The 17,069-nt window shown below is 41.4% G+C and carries 19 protein-coding genes and 1 riboswitch; of the genes, 13 read left to right on the top strand and 6 right to left on the bottom strand.

The window, feature by feature from the left end:
• Nucleotides 1–29 precede the first annotated feature (29 nt).
• Nucleotides 30–476: a YaiI/YqxD family protein gene (locus MKY65_RS04550; protein ID WP_339182743.1), complete on the top strand. Its 447-nt coding sequence runs from the start codon at nt 30–32 to the stop codon at nt 474–476.
• Between the two features lie 70 nt (nt 477–546).
• Here MKY65_RS04550 and MKY65_RS04545 read toward each other — a convergent pair whose 3' ends face one another.
• From MKY65_RS04545 to MKY65_RS04535, 3 genes are read right to left on the bottom strand one after another with little or no spacing between them, the layout of a single operon-like run.
• Nucleotides 547–1,563, bottom strand: a complete 1,017-nt coding sequence (locus MKY65_RS04545; RefSeq protein ID WP_339185121.1) for an NAD(P)/FAD-dependent oxidoreductase — start codon at nt 1,561–1,563, stop codon at nt 547–549.
• Between the two features lie 18 nt (nt 1,564–1,581).
• Nucleotides 1,582–2,604 (bottom strand): iron ABC transporter permease, encoded by a 1,023-nt coding sequence (locus MKY65_RS04540; RefSeq protein WP_193064001.1) that lies wholly within the window; start codon nt 2,602–2,604, stop codon nt 1,582–1,584.
• Nucleotides 2,601–3,617, bottom strand: coding sequence for an iron ABC transporter permease (locus tag MKY65_RS04535; RefSeq protein WP_339182742.1), 1,017 nt, complete (start codon nt 3,615–3,617; stop codon nt 2,601–2,603). Before MKY65_RS04535 ends, MKY65_RS04540 begins: the two co-directional genes overlap by 4 nt.
• Nucleotides 3,618–3,819: 202 nt before the next feature.
• Here MKY65_RS04535 and MKY65_RS04530 point away from each other — a divergent pair, with 202 nt between their 5' ends.
• The 6 genes from MKY65_RS04530 to fetB all read left to right on the top strand — a co-directional run bounded on the left by MKY65_RS04530 (nt 3,820) and on the right by fetB (nt 9,731).
• Complete coding sequence (locus MKY65_RS04530; protein ID WP_339182741.1) at nt 3,820–4,782, top strand: iron-hydroxamate ABC transporter substrate-binding protein; 963 nt, start codon at nt 3,820–3,822, stop codon at nt 4,780–4,782.
• A 153-nt stretch (nt 4,783–4,935) separates the two neighbouring features.
• Nucleotides 4,936–5,778 (top strand): ABC transporter ATP-binding protein, encoded by an 843-nt coding sequence (locus MKY65_RS04525; protein ID WP_339182740.1) that lies wholly within the window; start codon nt 4,936–4,938, stop codon nt 5,776–5,778.
• 125 nt (nt 5,779–5,903) lie between these two features.
• Nucleotides 5,904–6,188: a hypothetical protein gene (locus tag MKY65_RS04520; protein ID WP_339182738.1), complete on the top strand. Its 285-nt coding sequence runs from the start codon at nt 5,904–5,906 to the stop codon at nt 6,186–6,188.
• A gap of 379 nt (nt 6,189–6,567) precedes the next feature.
• Nucleotides 6,568–8,157 (top strand): ABC-F type ribosomal protection protein, encoded by a 1,590-nt coding sequence (gene abc-f, locus MKY65_RS04515; RefSeq protein WP_339182736.1) that lies wholly within the window; start codon nt 6,568–6,570, stop codon nt 8,155–8,157.
• Nucleotides 8,158–8,232: 75 nt separating this feature from the next.
• Complete coding sequence (locus tag MKY65_RS04510) at nt 8,233–8,967, top strand: phosphate ABC transporter ATP-binding protein (protein WP_339182734.1); 735 nt, start codon at nt 8,233–8,235, stop codon at nt 8,965–8,967.
• Nucleotides 8,964–9,731, top strand: a complete 768-nt coding sequence (fetB, locus tag MKY65_RS04505; RefSeq protein ID WP_339182732.1) for an iron export ABC transporter permease subunit FetB — start codon at nt 8,964–8,966, stop codon at nt 9,729–9,731. The genes MKY65_RS04510 and fetB overlap by 4 nt, the downstream gene beginning before the upstream one ends.
• Before the next feature lie 36 nt (nt 9,732–9,767).
• Here the strand turns inward: fetB and MKY65_RS04500 are convergent, their stop codons facing one another.
• Complete coding sequence (locus tag MKY65_RS04500; protein WP_339182730.1) at nt 9,768–10,067, bottom strand: hypothetical protein; 300 nt, start codon at nt 10,065–10,067, stop codon at nt 9,768–9,770.
• Between the two features lie 257 nt (nt 10,068–10,324).
• Here MKY65_RS04500 and MKY65_RS04495 point away from each other — a divergent pair, with 257 nt between their 5' ends.
• Entirely contained in the window at nt 10,325–10,759 is a 435-nt protein-coding gene (locus MKY65_RS04495) for a MarR family transcriptional regulator (RefSeq protein WP_339182729.1), read from the top strand.
• 24 nt (nt 10,760–10,783) lie between these two features.
• Complete coding sequence (locus MKY65_RS04490) at nt 10,784–11,383, top strand: alpha/beta hydrolase (protein WP_339182727.1); 600 nt, start codon at nt 10,784–10,786, stop codon at nt 11,381–11,383.
• A 26-nt stretch (nt 11,384–11,409) separates the two neighbouring features.
• On the opposite strand, the gene MKY65_RS04485 is transcribed toward MKY65_RS04490, so the two are convergent.
• Together MKY65_RS04485 and MKY65_RS04480 are read right to left on the bottom strand one after the other, a co-directional pair.
• Nucleotides 11,410–12,360 carry a calcium/sodium antiporter gene (locus MKY65_RS04485; protein ID WP_339182726.1) on the bottom strand — a complete coding sequence of 317 codons (951 nt, stop codon included), beginning with the start codon at nt 12,358–12,360 and terminating at the stop codon, nt 11,410–11,412.
• Between the two features lie 86 nt (nt 12,361–12,446).
• Entirely contained in the window at nt 12,447–13,304 is an 858-nt protein-coding gene (locus tag MKY65_RS04480) for a VOC family protein (protein WP_339182725.1), read from the bottom strand.
• A gap of 366 nt (nt 13,305–13,670) precedes the next feature.
• On the opposite strand from MKY65_RS04480, the gene MKY65_RS04475 reads away from it, so the two are divergent.
• The 4 genes from MKY65_RS04475 to MKY65_RS04460 all read left to right on the top strand — a co-directional run bounded on the left by MKY65_RS04475 (nt 13,671) and on the right by MKY65_RS04460 (nt 16,957).
• Nucleotides 13,671–14,513 carry an ABC transporter ATP-binding protein gene (locus MKY65_RS04475; protein WP_339182724.1) on the top strand — a complete coding sequence of 281 codons (843 nt, stop codon included), beginning with the start codon at nt 13,671–13,673 and terminating at the stop codon, nt 14,511–14,513.
• Entirely contained in the window at nt 14,446–15,225 is a 780-nt protein-coding gene (locus MKY65_RS04470; RefSeq protein WP_339182722.1) for an ABC transporter permease, read from the top strand. Before MKY65_RS04475 ends, MKY65_RS04470 begins: the two co-directional genes overlap by 68 nt.
• 17 nt (nt 15,226–15,242) lie before the next feature.
• On the top strand, nt 15,243–16,229 hold the full coding sequence (locus tag MKY65_RS04465) for an ABC transporter substrate-binding protein (protein WP_339182721.1): 987 nt from the start codon (nt 15,243–15,245) through the stop codon (nt 16,227–16,229).
• Between the two features lie 192 nt (nt 16,230–16,421).
• A riboswitch (PreQ1 riboswitch) is annotated at nt 16,422–16,466 on the top strand.
• An 8-nt stretch (nt 16,467–16,474) separates the two neighbouring features.
• A complete protein-coding gene (locus MKY65_RS04460) occupies nt 16,475–16,957 on the top strand; it encodes a QueT transporter family protein (RefSeq protein ID WP_339182720.1) in 483 nt (160 codons plus the stop codon).
• The last annotated feature ends 112 nt before the right edge of the window (nt 16,958–17,069 follow it).

The following is a 17,069-nucleotide window of genomic DNA, read 5'->3' as shown; positions in this document are numbered from 1 at the left end:
AGAAACGTTGAAAAAAGGAAGTGAATCAAATGAAAGTCTATGTCGATGCAGATGCCTGCCCTGTCAAAAACATTATTATAGAGGAAGCTGGTAAAAAGAAGGTTCCTGTTGTGCTGGTAACGAGTATCTCACATTTTTCTTTACAGGAGTATCCGGAAGGGGTGGAAACCATTTATGTAGACACAGGTGCAGATGCTGCGGATTACCGGATTATGCAGCTGGCGAAAAAGAATGATATTGTCGTTACACAGGATTATGGACTGGCTTCGCTTGCACTTGCGAAGGGCTGTTATGTACTGCATCATAAAGGATTCGCCTATACCAATGATAATATCGATCAGCTGCTGCAGTCCCGTTACTTGAGTGCGAAAGAGAGACGGAGCGGGAAGCACACCAAGGGCCCTAAAGCATTGACCGGAGAAGATTGTCAGAAATTTCTAGAGCTTTTTCAAAAATATTTGCCAGAAAAGGACTAAAAAAAACACTCTTTCTGTTTTCTTAACCTTCATTACCTGTTAGAAAACGTTAGAGTGCTTTTTTGTTAAATTATTCCTCTTCCGTAAAGGCTGCATAATTTGTGGAGAATAAATGCTTTACCGGATCTTCCGGGTCAGCGATTTTCTTCGCATGATTGACTGCAATCGGCCCTTCATTAAACGCTCCGGCAATCAATCCAAGCTTGTCCGGGTAATGCGCGATATCACCGATTGCAAATACTCCTTCCACCGATGTCTGCATGCTGGAATCAACCGCAATCATGCCATCAATCATTTCCAATCCCCACGTCGTGATTGGTTCCAAATTGATTTGAAAACCATGATTAACCACCAGTCGGTCAATCTGAAGCTCTTTTTCCTCCGCTTCATCCTCTACATGACCAAGGACTGCCTTTTCAAGCTGGCCATCTGTTCCATGCAGTGCTTTTATTTCATATGGTGTCATGATATTCACTTGCGAATTTTTCAGTCTGGTCACACTGCTCTCCAGCCCTTTAAACTGATTGCGGCGATGAATGAGCGTCACACTCTTTGCTATATTTTCAAGCTCCAATGCCCAATCTACCGCACTATTTCCGCCTCCGGAAATAAGGACATGCTTATCATAATAATCCGCCAGCTTTCTCACCGTATAATGCAGGCTTTTCTCTTCGTAATAGACTGCTTCCGGATGATCCAGTTTTACAGAATGCAATGTTCCAAAGCCTGTTGCTAACATGACTGTTTTAGAATAATGGACACTCCCGTTATTGCTCACAAGCTGAAAATTACCATCTTCCATCCGCTGCATATCGACAACCTGTTCCCCTAAAACAACCGTTGGATCAAATGTCAACGCCTGCTCCACCAGCTGTTCCGTAACTTCTTCTCCGGTAGCCTGCGCAATACCGCCAATATCCCGAATGACTTTTTCCGGGTAAAAGTAAGGCACTTTTCCGCCAAGGTATGGAAGATATTCAATGATTTTGGTCTTCATTTCCCGCATTCCGCTATAGAAGGCAGCAAATAATCCTGCCGGACCGCCGCCGATTATGGTTACGTCATAGATTTCTTCGTTCATTATTATTTGAACTCCTTCCCATCTTTATTTTGTTTTCATCAGCAGATAAACAAAATAAGGTGTACTGACGATCGATACCACAATTCCTACAGGTATCGTGGTCGGTGCTAAAATATTACTTCCAATCATATCAGCTGTCATTAATATAAATGCGCCCAGCAAGGCGGAAATCGGGATCACATAATGATGCAGCGGACCGACCAGCTTGCGGACAATGTGCGGAACAACTAAACCTAAAAAGGCAATCGCTCCGCCGGCAGCAACGGATGCTCCTGCTAAAGCGACAGCAATTAATAATAAGACGCCCCGTTCTCTTTCTACATGCGTTCCAAGACCAGAAGCAACATCGTCCCCTAAATGAAAAACATTTAAGTTTCTTGCTTTTTTTATAGCCACGGGGATCAGAATCAGCATCCATGGTAATAAAGCGAAAACAAAGCTCCAATTCTCACTCCAAATCTCACCAGACAGCCAAATGGTCACCTGACGATAATTTTGCGGATCCATTCTTAGCTGTAAAATAGTCATAAGTGCGCCAAATGCTGCATTTACCCCAATTCCGACCAGCACAAGCCGAATCGGTGATACTCCTTTTTTCCAGGCAATGGCATAAATCAAAACGGCCGCCGTAAATGCTCCAATCAACGCAACAAAAGGAAGCATATAGGTGTTGAGCGCACTGGTTGCCGGAATAACTCCCTGAAAGAAATAAAGGAATAAGACAATGGCAAAGCCTGCGCCTGAATTAATTCCCAATATCCCCGGATCAGCAAGTCCATTTTGGGTAATGCCTTGCATAATGGTTCCGGAAACAGCTAAGCCGGCTCCAATTAATAATGCTAAAATAATTCCCGGCATCCGAAATTGAAATAAGACAAGCTCCTGCCTGTCTGAACCCTGTCCCATTAATGTTTGGATAACTTCTTTCGGGGAAATCGAAATGGCTCCCAAATTTAAACTGAGAAAGGAAAAAACAATCATGCTGATAATCAGAATGCTGATAATCATCCAAAATCGAAATCTCTTTTGCTTTTCTACTGTATTCATTTTCTGTCACCCCCGCTGCCTCTGGCTAAATAGAGGAAGAATGGAACGCCGATAATCGATGTAATCGCTCCTACCGGTGTTTCAAAAGGGGAATTGATGATTCGTGCAATCAAATCTGCATTTACCAGCAATAAAGCTCCAAACACTGCGGAGGTCGGAATAATCCAGCGGTAATCTGTGCCAATAATAAACCGCGTGATATGCGGGATAATCAGCCCCACAAACCCGACGGAACCCGCAACCGAAACCGCCGCACCTGTTAATATTAAAACAACCGCAATCCCGGCAATTTTAATAAAGGTGTTATTCTGCCCCAAGCCAGTAGATAAATCATCACCAAGACTTAAGACTGTAATTGATTTTGCAATGGATAATGCCAGTACGATTCCTATCACTCCAGCAACTAGGAGGAGAGTTATCGCATTCCAGCCTGCTCCATCTAACCCGCCCGCAAGCCAAAAGCCGATATCCCTCTCCAGCTGGAAATGCAGGGAAAGAATCGAAGAAACAGATCGTAATAACGTACCAATGGCAACTCCAGCCAGCGCTAATTTAACCGGTGTTAACCCGCTGCTGGAAAAAGAGCCGATTAAAAACACCAGTGTCACTGCGATACCTGCCCCAATAAATGAAGCAAACATTAAGCCGACATTCGAAACTGCCGGATAAAAAGCAAGAATGATTACAAGCATAAATGCAGCACCGTCTGTTACCCCCATAATCGATGGAGACGCAAGCGGATTCCGTGTCATTCCTTGCATCACAGAGCCCGATACAGCTAAAAACGCCCCTACTAACACAGCGGCCAGAGCCCGGGGAATCCGGAGCTCCCAAATAACCTGATGCGCCTGCTCTCCTTCACTGAACTGGAAAACAGCCTGCCAAACCGTATGTAAATCTACTGTGGTTGCACCATATGAAATAGACATGCCAATCGAAAACACAACGAGACAAATGCCTATCATATTTATCAATACTTTTCTTAATTGAGAAGAACGTGAAAACAATCTCATTTCTTGTATACTCCTATATTTTATCCATAGAATATGATTGTGCTATGATATCACTTTTTAAAGTGCAAAACAAAAAGACTTTTCCTATTCCTGCATAACTAAAAGCAATGAAATCTGCTGTTAAATAACGTGTTGACTTTCTAATTGAAAGTGATTATCATTATCGTTAGACGTTCATTATAACATAAAAGGAGAAAAAGAGATGAACAAATTTATGCAAAAAAGATATTTATTTATGCTGATACTTACTACCCTATTACTTCTTGCTGCTTGTGGCAACAGTAATGATGGCGAATCCGGTGATTCTAATACCTCCGGCGATACCGATGAAACGGCTGACATCACCGTTGATTCGGAGATGGGAGAGGTTACGATTCCTGCAAATCCCGAAAAAATCCTTGCTTCCTATAATGAGGACACGTTGATTGCGCTTGACGAAATGCCTGTTGCAAAATGGGCAATCGGTGAAAGTGTCCAGGATTATTTGGAGGAAGACCTTGCAGATGTGGAAACCATTGAATGGACACTGCCCTTAGAGCAAGTGCTAAGCATTGAGCCAGACCTTATTATATTGGATCATACCTTAGATAACTATGAAGGTTCTTATGAAGATTACGCAGCAATCGCTCCAACCTATGTTTTGTCTGAAGAAGAAGTAAGTGATTGGAAAGTACGTTTACAGAAATTTGGAGAAATCCTTGGCAAAGAAGATGAATCTGAACAAGTATTAGCAGATTACGATGAAAAAGTAAATCAGGCAAAGGAAGAACTTGATGACTCATTAGGTGATGAATCTGTTGCAATGATGTGGGTTGTCGGCGGCAAATACTTCTTGTTTGAAGAAAACCGTCACACGGCAGATATGATTTACAATGAATTAGATGTAGAAGTTCCTGGGATTGTAGAAGAACTTGGACAAGGCGAAGAGGCTTGGAATCCAATTTCTTTAGAAAAGCTTTCTGAAATGGATGCCGATCATCTGATTATTTTAGGCTATGAAGACGATGAGGGCATCGAAGCATTGAAAAACAGTAATGTCTGGAATAATACCGATGTAGTTCAAAATGATCAGGTCTACTACATTGAAGACGAAAGTAACTGGACAAACAGCGGTCTCGTTGCTTCGGAACAAACCATTGATATGCTAGTTGATTTATTTAAATAAATGCGGAACTGCCCGGATGAATGTCTATCTTCATCCGGGTTTTTTATTAAATTGTCACCTAATTGAAAACTATTATCATTGACTATTCGTCCTTCTAGCAATAAAATGAAGTTAGTAGCTATACGCACCTTTTTAGGTCAGGAGGCGTTTTCATTGAACTCATTAACAGCAAGCAACTTAACACTTGGGTTCGGAGACCGTATTATTATAGATGAATTAGACATTGCTATCCCTAAAGGGGAAATCACTGTTTTTATTGGGCCAAACGGCTGTGGAAAATCAACTTTATTACGTTCTTTGGCACGTTTATTAAAGCCAAAGCAGGGATCTGTTATATTAAATGGACAAAATATCGCTAAAATGCGTACACGAGATGTTGCGCAGAACATGGCTATTCTTCCTCAAGCACCGACCAGCCCCGAAGGATTGACAGTTTATGAACTTGTCAAACAAGGCAGGCACCCCTATCGCAAGGTGATGAAGCAATGGTCCAATGAGGATGAAGAAGCCGTACAAAAGGCATTAGAAGATACAAATATGTCCGATTTAAAAGACCAGTCTGTCGATTCGCTGTCAGGCGGACAACGCCAGCGTGCATGGATCGCCTTAACGTTAGCACAGGATACGGACATTATTTTATTGGATGAACCGACTACTTATCTTGATTTAACCCATCAAATCGATGTGCTTGACCTTCTGTTTGAATTAAACGAAAAAGATGGCCGTACGATTATTATGGTACTGCATGATTTGAACCTGGCAAGCCGCTACGCTCATCATATTATTGCAATCAAAGATAAAAAAGTATATGCACAGGGAAAGCCGGAGGATACCATTTCTGCCGAGCTTGTCTCCGCCGTATTCCGGATGCGGTGCAATATCGCATGCGATCCGATTTTTGGTACGCCAATGTGTATACCGCATGGACGCGGAAACTGTTTGATTAAAGATGCTGTACAGGAGAATTCCATCCATCAGACACCAAGAGCTTTATAATAAGACTGCATAAACCAGACAATGATTTCATATTCTTTTATCTGAAAGAAGTTTGTCTGGTTTTTTCTTTGTTCCTGCAGGACTGATTAGTATACAAGGAAATATAGTTCAAGGAGGAAAGAACAATGAACGGACCAGCGGAAGGATATATAGAATTTTTTGTATATGTTATCGGAATGGGAATCGTTATATTCCTGCTGAGTATACTCCTAAAGGAAAAAAGAATTATTCTTCCTCTCATCACTTGCCTATTGAGTCTTTTACTCATTATAGCTGGCTTTCTTTTTGTGAGCGGCTGGGGAGGTTTGGGATTATTATTTATGGCCAGCTGTGCTTTGCTCGCCTCCATTTTAAATATTGTAATCATGGCGCTCATAACGCGGTTTAAATGGAAAAAATCTAAAAATTAACCGGCTATCCATTTTCTTTTAATGACAAAACTTCTTATTTCCGCTATACTGTAATCAACAATAATCGAAAGGGTGAACAAAGGGAACATGAAGTACTAATCCTGTTTTTTTAAAAGAATGAATTTCATAAGAGGATGATAACAGCAGATCGGAAACTCGGAATCCGTGTGCCCTCTTGCTGTATTATTTTTCATGCTCTCATGGAACGATTTCAGAACAGGATTAGCCTTTATCCTTTGCGATAAATACCCGTATGAAATGAGCGATATGGATGCTCATTTCCTTTTTTGGCGACCCCTGTTCTGAATGCAGAATAGGGGTTTTTCTTATGCAGTTACCCTCCCCTATTCCCATCCTTCATAGATACGGAGATGATTTTATGACAATTTTAGAAGCACATCATATCAAACACAGTATCAAAGATCGGGAATTATTTTCGATAGAGCATTTGGTTGTTCATGCCAAAGACCGGATTGGTTTAGTCGGAAAAAATGGCTCGGGCAAAACAACTCTGCTCAACCTGCTTTCTGGTAACATTCCACCGGAGCAAGGTACGATTCATATGCATACTTCGGTGGAATTATTGCCACAATTAAAAGAGAAGCGTGATCAAAAAAGCGGCGGAGAAGTAACGCAGGCTTATATTGTAGATGCTTTACAAAAACAAACCGGTCTCCTTCTCGCTGATGAGCCGACAACCAATCTGGATACAGCACATATTGAATGGCTTGAAAAACAGCTGTCCCATTGGCAGGGAGCATTAATAATCGTCTCTCATGACCGTAATTTTTTAGATAAATTATGTCAGCAAATTTGGGAAATTGATGAAGAGCGCATCCAAATTTATTCCGGCAATTATACAGCATACCGAGAGCAAAAGGATAAAGAAATCGAAAAACAACGTCTGGATTATGAGCATTATCAGCAGAAAAGAAGGCAGCTTGAGCGTGCGATAGAGAAAAAAGAACAAAAAGCACAGCGGGCAACCAAAACACCGAAAAGCAAAATCGGCTCTACAGAAGAATCCTTAAAAGGGGCGAAACCCTACTTTGCGAAAAAGCAGAAAAAGCTGCAAAAAACATCCAAAGCTTTAGAAACCCGGTTAGATAATATGGAAAAAGTGGAAAAGGTAAGAGAAGCTGCTCCCTTGAAAATGACACTTCCCCATCAAGAAAAATTGCAGCAGAAAATTATTTTACGGATAGAGGATGTAGAAGGTGCTGTTCCCGGGAAACAATTATGGAAAAAAGCCAGTTTAAATATAAAGAGCGGAGATAAGGTTGGCATCATTGGCCCAAACGGAGCAGGCAAAACAACGTTTATTAAAAAAATAATGGATAGGGATGCCGGTATCACCTTAAATCCGTCTGTAAAAATAGGTTATTTTCAACAGGATTTATCTACTTTAAATCAGAAAAAGTCGATTTTGGATAATGCCAAAGAAACCTCTAAACAGGACGAAACCCTTATTCGGACGGTTTTAGCGCGGCTGCATTTCTATGGTGATGATGTTTTTAAGCCTGTCCATGTGCTCAGTGGCGGAGAGCAGGTTAAGGTGGCATTTGCAAAGCTTTTTGTCAGTGATATCAATATGCTGATTCTCGACGAGCCGACAAACTACCTCGATATCGAGGCTGTCGAAGCGTTAGAGGGGCTGCTTCAGGCCTATGAGGGCACTGTTTTATTTATATCCCATGACCGGCATTTTATCGAAAATATCGCAACCAAGGTCATTGAAATAAATCAGCAGCAGCTTACCTTTTTTGATGGAAGCATTCAGCAGCTCCATGAAGAATCAACGGAAAAAGAAACGCAGGAAGACCCAATCGAACAGCAGTTAATGATTATTGAAACGAAGATAACAGAAACATTAAGCAAGCTCAGCCTGGAGCCGTCGGATGAACTGGATCAGGAATTTCAAAAGCTTCTCCAGCAAAAACGCGCGCTTTTAAATCAGCAAGAGGAATGATAGAATAAGATTTGTTCAGCAGGAGGTTCTCTCTCCTGCTTCTCTTCTATACCCATTTCAGAAAGGAATTTCACCATGGAGCAATCAACCGATAAAGCAGCCATCGAACTAAACCATGTCAGCTATTCTGATGAAGATTTAGATATTATTAATGATATATCCGGCTTCCTGCGTGAAGGAAAAATCACCACGTTTGTCGGTCCTTCCGGAGCTGGAAAGACAACGATATTCCGCTTATTAAACGGATTGATTTCTCCAACCAAAGGGGACATTTATCTATTTGGAAAAAACATTCAAATCATGGAACCGACTGCGTTACGGCGTACTGTTGGCATTGCACTTCAAGATGCGACGATGCTGCGGGGGAGCGTTTATAAAAATCTGGCTATGCCGAAAACACTTCAAAACCAAGAATTAGAAAAAGAAGAGGCAGCGCATTTGCTCACGCAGGTTGGACTAGATGATTCTTTTCTCCACCGGGATGTCACAGATTTATCCGGAGGTCAGCGGCAAAAGGTGTCAATTGCTCGTACGCTTGTCAATCGCCCAAAAGTATTGCTGCTGGATGAGATTACCTCCTCCCTCGATCGGGTATCCACATCGGATATCGAGCAGTTGATTCAGCATATTAACCAGAAATTTTCTGTGACCATTGCCTGGATCACTCATAATTTAGAACAAGCTTTACATATTGGCGATGATACGTGGGTCATGATGAACGGGGAGCTTATCGAGGCAGGAAGGAAAGACTTATTGAAAAATCCTGCTGACTCCCGGGTACAGGAATTTGTGAAGGGGGAATGGCAGTGAGTGTCCTAAACTTGAGCTTATCGCTTATTTTCGTCCTAATTCCTTTAGTACTTTCTAAAACATTACATCTCGGCTTGGAAAAAGATACGTTTATTGCTACCATTCGATCGATTATTCAGCTTATAGCTGTCGGCTTTATTTTAACCTTTGTCTTTGAATCAGACAGCTATCTTTTTATTATCTTAATGGTTGCTCTCATGATTGGCGCAGCAACGCATAATGCACAGAAAAAAGGCGCATCAATCAAGGGAATCATATGGAAGCTGATTATGACCTTTATTTTTATTGAGCTGCTGACACAAGGTATTCTGTTGGGATTTCAAATTACACCGCCGACTGCACAATACATTATCCCTATCAGCGGGATGGTTGTCGGTAATTCCATGGTGCTTTCCATTCTTTTTCTTAACCGTTTCACGTCAGAAATCCAAACACAGAAAAAAGAAACAGAGCTCCTGCTTTCTTTAGGCGGAACACCAAAGCAGGCTATTCACTTGCCATTGATTCATTCTATTAAAGCGAGCTTGATTCCCACGATTGAAAGCCAAAAAACAATCGGTCTTGTTCAATTGCCGGGAATGATGAGCGGGCAGATTATTGCTGGAGCTGATCCAATTCAAGCAGTCCAATTCCAACTGTTAATTCTCTTTCTGTTATTAACAACAGCTGCCGTAACCAGTATTATGCTTGGTTTTCTCTCCTATCCGACATTGTTTAATGAACGGATGCAGATGCATAAGATCAAAACGGATGAAGAAAATTAAAGCTCTAAACTGTTATGTCATTATATCTCTATAATATCAAAGAATCGTAAGCGCATAAGCTATGCTCATTCCAATCAAGGAGAAACCTAATATAATTAATAGCACCAGATAAAGCATTCCCTCTCCTCGATATTCTTTATCTTTCACATTAGAATAATAAACAGCTATATAAATCATATCGATGATAAAAATAGCTGGAAAATACAAGGAATTTTCAGCAAATACATCCTTGCTGAAAATTCCTGCTATGTTAGATATAAATATAGGCAGGAAAAGAAGCAAATCAAACGCAATTCCTGCTGCATCAAGATGTTCTTCAAATTTATTCTTGCTCACAGTAACTCTTCTTCATTTCTCAATCATCAAACTCCCTTATTGTTTTCCCTACTATGTGTTCCGCGACACTTTTTCTTAGGTTAAACAACCGCCCTGTAAAGAACGCTGTAATGACTGTAACACCAGAGGATTTTTGATGCCGCAAAGCACATACCTCTCCATCCGCTCACTTGACAAATTAGTTATTATTCATTATTATTTAATTACATATATCTTAATTAAATATATTTTCATGTTGCAAAAGAGAGGTGATTATTTTGGCTGAGAACTTATCATTGAAAGCTTTCGTCATTACCATGAAGGCTTCTAAAGCTTTAGAAGAATTAACAAAAAAAGATATCAAAAAACACGGCATGCGTGCATCTGACTTTGCTATTTTAGAAGCATTGTATCATAAAGGCAGACAAACTATCCGGGAAATTTCAGAATCCGTATTAATCAGCACCGGATCGATAACCTATGTCATTGATAAGCTTGAAAAAAAAGAGCTCTTAATCCGGACAAATTGTCCTGATGACAGAAGAGCAGTCTATTTAGAAATTACAGCAAAAGGAAAACAAATGATGGATGAAATTTTCCCGAAGCATCAGCAGGTGATTGAAGAGGTTTTCCAAGGAATTTCAGAGAACGATAAGGAAACCGTTATCGAGGTATTAAAAAAGGTTGGCCATCAAGCTGCCGAAAAAGAATAACGCAAGTGGGAAGGATGAACATCAATGAAGTATATCTATGAAGAAAAAGCGGGTCCAGATGGACCTACCCTGCTTCTCCTGCACGGAACAGGCGGTACAGAGAGTGATTTATTACCTTTAGCGAATATCATTGATTCAGAGGCAAATGTTTTGAGCGTTCGCGGTAACGTATTGGAAAACGGCATGCCCCGTTTTTTCCGCCGTTTGGAGGAAGGTGTTTTTGATGAAGAAGATTTAATCAAACGCACAGAAGAATTACATGAATTTTTAAATGAGGCTAGCCAAAAAGAAGGGTTTGACCGAAAGCAAGTTACAGCACTCGGCTATTCGAACGGAGCTAATATTGCCGGAAGCCTTTTATTCCATTATAAAGGCTCCCTGCAAAAGGCAATCCTTCATCATCCGATGGTTCCGAGAAAAGGCATTGACCTTCCGGATTTAACTGGTACAGACGTATTTATTGCTGCGGGTAATAATGATCCGATGTGCCCTCCAGAAGAAGCGGAGGAATTACAGCGTTTGCTCGCAAACGCCGGAGCTAGAGCTGATATTCATTGGGAGAGTAATGGACACCAGCTGACGATGAGTGAAGTGAAAGCAGCTGCCAGCTGGTATACAAAGTAAAAGAAGGAGACCGGTTCTCCTTCTTTTTAATTTCTTATAATAATATAGACGGTATACGCTACATATATAAGAGCAAGTATAATCCCCTCTCTCCTTCCAATTCGAAAGCTCGTTCGGGAAAAAATCAATAATAGGATGGTCAGCACAATCATTATCCAAATATCTGTGAAGATAACAGGATTAATGGGTAAAGGAGAAATCAGCGATGCTGCACCAAGAACGAATAAAATATTAAAAATTCCGCTGCCAACCACGTTCCCTAAGGCAATTTCACTTTCATTTTTTAGTGCTGCAGATATAGAGGTAACTAATTCAGGCAGGGAGGTTCCTACTGCGACGATGGTCAGACCGACCAGTGCTTCACTCATCCCCCATGACAAAGCAATTTCTGTTGCATTGGTCACAACGAATTGTCCTCCCAGAATAATCGCAGCCAGCCCAAGAAGGGTGATTAAGGTACTCTTCCCCCATTTTACATTGGAATCTTTAACAGCTGTGGTTTCTTTCCTGCTTTTCAAACCGACCTCAATGATGTAATACATAAAAATCGCTAAGAACAGAAAGAATATGATTCCATCGCTTCTGCTGAGGATATCTGTTGTCGAACCTTGCAGCAGCACATCGCTACCTAAGGCAAACAAAGCTACTGCCGCCAGCAATGCAAAAGGAATCTGTTTGACGATCATTTCATTTTGAACCCGAAGCGGATAAATCGCAGCTGCCAAACCGATAACCATGGTAATATTAAAGATATTGCTTCCAACGACGTTTCCTACTGCCACATCAGCTGTTCCTTGCACTGCCGCAATAATACTTACCGTTGCTTCCGGCGCACTTGTTCCTAAAGCAACAATCGTTAATCCGATTAAAATCGGGGGAACGCGCAGCAGCTGAGCAACATTAGAAGAACCGTCAACAAACCAGTCTGCCCCTTTTACTAACAATCCAAATCCAATAATTAATAAAATATATTCCATGGAGGTGCTCCCATCTCTCACTGTATATTGTGTTTTTATTCTACCGCAATTGGATTTACCTATCCACTTTTTCAAGCAGATGTTTTTTATTTTGCTGCAGCAGTTAGAAAAATATGATTCCCCGCAGGGTCCTTTACCATTCCTTCGTCAGCCGGATAACCTAATGCTGCCAATCTTTGAACCGCTTTGTCTATCTCCTCTTTATTCGGGTACGTTATTGTAAAAAACTGCATCCCAGCCGCTTGTAAATCTGGAATCGGCACCCCTTCCCCATTCCATGTATTAATCGCAATATGGTGATGATAACCGTTGTCAGATAAAAAAGAAGCTCCGGGAAGTCCAGTTACCTCTTGAAAGCCCATTCCTTTGATATAAAATTCCCTTGCTGCCGGTAAATCATTCACATGGAGATGCACATGTCCAATACGTGTTTCCACAGGCATCCCCTGCCAATCACCAGCAGCCTCTGCCAGCAGTCCATCTGCATCAAGCGGATCCGTACTCATTTGCACGGATTCATCTACCCACTTCCAGCTTTCAGACAATCGGTCTCTGGCAACTTCGATTCCATTTCCATCCGGATCAGAAAAATAGAGTGCTTCACTGACAAGGTGATCGGCAGCTCCTAATTGCAGGCTATATGCTCTCCCCGCTTGCAGAATATGCTTTAAAAATGCCGCCAAATCCGCTCTTTGAGGCAATAAAATGGCAAAATGATACATCCCTGTTGTTCTGCCTTGTTTTGGCAGTACTCCTTCCGGCTGTTCCAGCGTAATTAAAGCCTTCCTTCCATCTGTTGAAAGAATGGCTTGGTTTCCCTTCTCCTTCATCACTTGAAAGCCTAAAAAAGTATGATAAAACTCGACAGAGCGCTGTAAATCAGATACTTGAATGGTTATATCTGATACATACATTGCCGGAGCTTCAAAAAATTTATTTTCCATTTTATACTTGTCACCTTCCTTAATCGATTTATATTTAACTAAAAATAATAAACTTACTTTATGTAACTCATTATAAATAAAGTAAGTTCGATGGTCAAAATTTTTGCAAGGCTTTTCTTTTTTTATGTTTTTTTCGAATATTTAAATCTCTCTTTCCAAATAGAAAAATTTTTTCTAAAACTGCTTTTGAGAGAAAACTCATGAATCTTTCCCTCCATACCTGTTATTTAGACAGGATTTTATAATTCATTGGATAAAATATAAAACCTATTATAATACAAGTTCCCTTGACGCTTTTTTTTGCATAATATATAATCCTTATAAGTTTACTTATATTTATTTAATATTTTGAAGGAGAGGGTCTTTATGAAGGTAAAACTGGAGCAGGTAAATAAAAGCTTTCCCAAAGGCAAAACAGATTCGCTCCATGTCCTGCATGATATCGATCTCCAAATTGAAGCAGGCGAGTTCGTTTCTTTGCTTGGACCTTCCGGCTGTGGCAAGTCCACGATTTTGAATTTAATCGCTGGTTTGGACAGTCCGACATCTGGAGAAGTGTATGTGAATGATAAAAAAGTCCAAGGACCGGGTACAGACCGGGTCGTTGTTTTCCAACAAGGCGGTTTATTTCCATGGATGAATGTAATGGATAATGTTACATATGGACTGCTGTTGAAAAAAATGAGTAAAAAAGAAGCGGAAGAAAAAGCAATGGAAGGACTTCGGATGGTGCATCTCGGGAATTTTGCGCAAGCTTTTCCCCATGAATTATCCGGAGGTATGCAGCAGCGCGTAGCAATTGCCCGTGCTCTCGTGATGGACCCTGACGTTCTTTTGATGGATGAACCATTTGCGGCGCTTGATGAGCAGACACGGCTTATTTTGCATCAGGAGTTGCAAGAAATTTGGCAAAAAACCGGAAAAACCATTCTGTTTATCACGCATAATATTCGTGAAGCACTCACCCTATCGGAACGGGTATTGCTTATGAGCACAAGACCGGGAGCAATCAAAAAATCTTTCAGAGTACAGGCGGCGCGCCCGCGTAACCCTTCAGATAGTGTAATTGTAGATTTGGAAACACGTGTGATGAAGGAATTGGAAGAAGAAATGGAAAAAGTGTTGAAGGAGGAGTTCGGGGATGATTACCGCCTTAAGACGAGTGCTGTTCGTGATCGTGATCGTGACTATATGGGAGATCATATCTAAAACCAACCTGTTTCCGACCTTTATGTTTCCTCCTTTGCTGATTCCGAATGATCCCGGCGGAGTCACGGTGTTAAGCACATTAGTGAACGGTCTGATTTCCGGGCAAATACTCGGAGCTACCGGAATGACGCTTGGGAGGCTGCTGCTCGGTTTTTCCATAGCAGTGGTTTTAGGTCTAATTTTTGGATACTTGATCGCCCGTTATAAATGGGTGGATGACACGCTTGGATTTTTTGTGACTGCGTTACAGTCCATCCCGAGTATTGTCTGGTTCCCTCTGGCTATTGTCTGGTTTGGGCTTGGGAACGTAGCGATTTTATTTATTGTCACTATTGGAGCAACCTGGACAATGACAGTAAATGCAAGCACCGGATTTAAAAATGTGCCCAATCTTTATTTAAATGCCGCACGTACATTAGGTTCATCGGGTACGCATCTTGTGCGAACCGTGATTCTTCCGGCATCTGTACCGCATATCATCTCCGGTCTTCGTGTTGCTTGGGCTTTTGCCTGGCGCGCAATCATGGCCGGGGAACTTCTCGGAGGAAACGGCGGCCTGGGGTATTTGTTAGATATGGGACGCTCCTTGCAATCAATGGATTTAGTGCTCTCTATTATGATTGTGATCGGTGTAATCGGTACGATTATGGATAATCAGGTATTTCTTAGAATGGAACGCTCTGTTGCAAGAAAATGGGGTGTTGGAGCTTAATGGAAAGGATGAAGGATATGAAAAAAATATTATTCGGCCTGGGTGCGCTTCTTTTATTAGGAGCGGCGGGCTGCGGCTCAGAAGAAGCTGCCGATGAAATACACATTGGATATTTTCCTAACTTTACACATATCACCACGGTAGTCGCACTGGAAAATGGTTACTTTGAAGAAGAAATGGGAGAAGAGGTAAGTATCGAAACCTCCACATTCCCGGATGGCAGTGCCTTTATGGAGGCTATGTCCACACAGGATATCGACATTGGTACTGTTGGCCCGTCACCAGCAACAACAACTTATTTAAGAAATCCGGAGCATGAAATCATTGCCGGAGCGGTGAACGGCGGAGCTGTCCTTGCCACCCGTGAAGATTCAGGTATTGAAAGCGTTGAAGATCTTGATGGCATGCGCGTAGCAATCCCGACTATTGGGTCTACGCAGGACATCATGTTGCGAGAAGCATTAGATGATGTCGGTCTAAAAGTAGATGACGAGGGCGGAACCGTAAGCTTGGTACCGCAGGCTCCTGCTGACACATCCACGCTGTTCCTGCAGGGAGACGTCGATGCTGCGGCCACGCAGGAGCCTTGGGGCGTATATTTGGAAAATCAGGCAAACGCCGACATTCTCCTTGATGAAGAAGAATTTGCTTGGGGAACAGAATCAACAACAACTGTTGTTACTGCGCGGAAATCATTTACGGAAAGCAATGAGGAATTAACACAGGCCTATTTGCGTGCCCATGCCCGTGCTGTAGAATTTATTGAAGAGAATCAGGAAGAAGCAGTTGAATTGTTTGTCAATCACATTGAAGAAACGACAGGCAACGAGTTGGATTATGAGGAGACGCTGGAAGCAAGCGAACGTCTCAATCCGACGTATGAAATCAACGAAGAAGTGCTTCAGGAAATGGCAACAATCAGCTACGAAGCTGGGTATATGCAGTCAGATGAAATTGAAGGATTGGTTAATCGGACATTTTTGGAAGCAGCACTGGAAGAATAACCTGATAAAGACGAACTCCCGGTTTGGCGACCGGGGGTTTGTTTTGGTTTGATTTCATTTTCACGTCGACTTCTTCTTCATTCTGACCGCTCTCAGTTAAACTTGTTTTTATTCAAAGACTTCGCGTTTTCCAAATCATTACATATACAAAACGATTGTTTTCCTTCTTCGATACTGGTATGATAGGCTAGGTTCAACGTGGTTCGTAACCATCCCACGCTAAAAAACTAGGAGGAAAACAGGATATGAATATAAAGACACTTGTAGTTAACGGGATTATTGCCGCATTGTATGTCGCTGTATCCCTGCTGGTCTCCCCAGTTGCATTTGGGGCGATTCAATTTCGAATATCAGAGATGTTTAACCATTTGATTATCTTTGATAAGCGTTACTTTTTCGGCATTACGATTGGTGTATTTGCATCTAATTTATTTTCAATGGCAGGCGGATTGGATCTTTTATTCGGGACAGCACATACCGCCATATCTTTAGGAATTATTATTTTCTTAAAAAAATATATTAAAAACAAGCTGACACTGCTATTTCTAAATACATTGATTTTCAGCTTTAATATGTTTATTATTGCCTTCATGCTAAATATAGCTTTACAATTACCATTCCTGCTGACATGGCTTACAACCGGAGTCAGTGAATTGATTGTATTACTGATCGGCATCCCAATCTTCTATACTTTATATAAACGCATACATTTTGATAAAATGATATAATACGGAGAAAAAGACGGTGGAGAATAAATCCATCGTCTTTTTTAAGAATGGAGAAGTAATTTTTTTAATGATATGAAATTCTGCCGGAGGTTCTAGTACTTTTTCGTTCTTC

The organism is Oceanobacillus sp. FSL W7-1293 (assembly GCF_037969815.1).
GTDB lineage: Bacteria > Bacillota > Bacilli > Bacillales > Amphibacillaceae > Oceanobacillus > Oceanobacillus oncorhynchi.
Note: the sequence above shows the minus strand (reverse complement) of the source record. Positions and strands in the feature narration are given on the sequence as shown.

What these genes read in the sequence shown, in the direction of transcription:
- MKY65_RS04465 (WP_339182721.1), top strand. Translation starts at nt 15,243, where the DNA reads ATGAAAAAAATATTATTCGGCCTGGGTGCGCTTCTTTTATTAGGAGCG.
- MKY65_RS04460 (WP_339182720.1), top strand. Translation starts at nt 16,475, where the DNA reads ATGAATATAAAGACACTTGTAGTTAACGGGATTATTGCCGCATTGTAT.
- MKY65_RS04490 (WP_339182727.1), top strand. Translation starts at nt 10,784, where the DNA reads ATGAAGTATATCTATGAAGAAAAAGCGGGTCCAGATGGACCTACCCTG.
- MKY65_RS04530 (WP_339182741.1), top strand. Translation starts at nt 3,820, where the DNA reads ATGAACAAATTTATGCAAAAAAGATATTTATTTATGCTGATACTTACT.
- MKY65_RS04540 (WP_193064001.1), bottom strand. Translation starts at nt 2,604, where the DNA reads ATGAATACAGTAGAAAAGCAAAAGAGATTTCGATTTTGGATGATTATC.
- MKY65_RS04480 (WP_339182725.1), bottom strand. Translation starts at nt 13,304, where the DNA reads ATGGAAAATAAATTTTTTGAAGCTCCGGCAATGTATGTATCAGATATA.
- MKY65_RS04520 (WP_339182738.1), top strand. Translation starts at nt 5,904, where the DNA reads ATGAACGGACCAGCGGAAGGATATATAGAATTTTTTGTATATGTTATC.
- abc-f (WP_339182736.1), top strand. Translation starts at nt 6,568, where the DNA reads ATGACAATTTTAGAAGCACATCATATCAAACACAGTATCAAAGATCGG.
- MKY65_RS04550 (WP_339182743.1), top strand. Translation starts at nt 30, where the DNA reads ATGAAAGTCTATGTCGATGCAGATGCCTGCCCTGTCAAAAACATTATT.
- MKY65_RS04475 (WP_339182724.1), top strand. Translation starts at nt 13,671, where the DNA reads ATGAAGGTAAAACTGGAGCAGGTAAATAAAAGCTTTCCCAAAGGCAAA.
- MKY65_RS04470 (WP_339182722.1), top strand. Translation starts at nt 14,446, where the DNA reads ATGATTACCGCCTTAAGACGAGTGCTGTTCGTGATCGTGATCGTGACT.
- MKY65_RS04535 (WP_339182742.1), bottom strand. Translation starts at nt 3,617, where the DNA reads ATGAGATTGTTTTCACGTTCTTCTCAATTAAGAAAAGTATTGATAAAT.
- MKY65_RS04485 (WP_339182726.1), bottom strand. Translation starts at nt 12,360, where the DNA reads ATGGAATATATTTTATTAATTATTGGATTTGGATTGTTAGTAAAAGGG.
- MKY65_RS04510 (WP_339182734.1), top strand. Translation starts at nt 8,233, where the DNA reads ATGGAGCAATCAACCGATAAAGCAGCCATCGAACTAAACCATGTCAGC.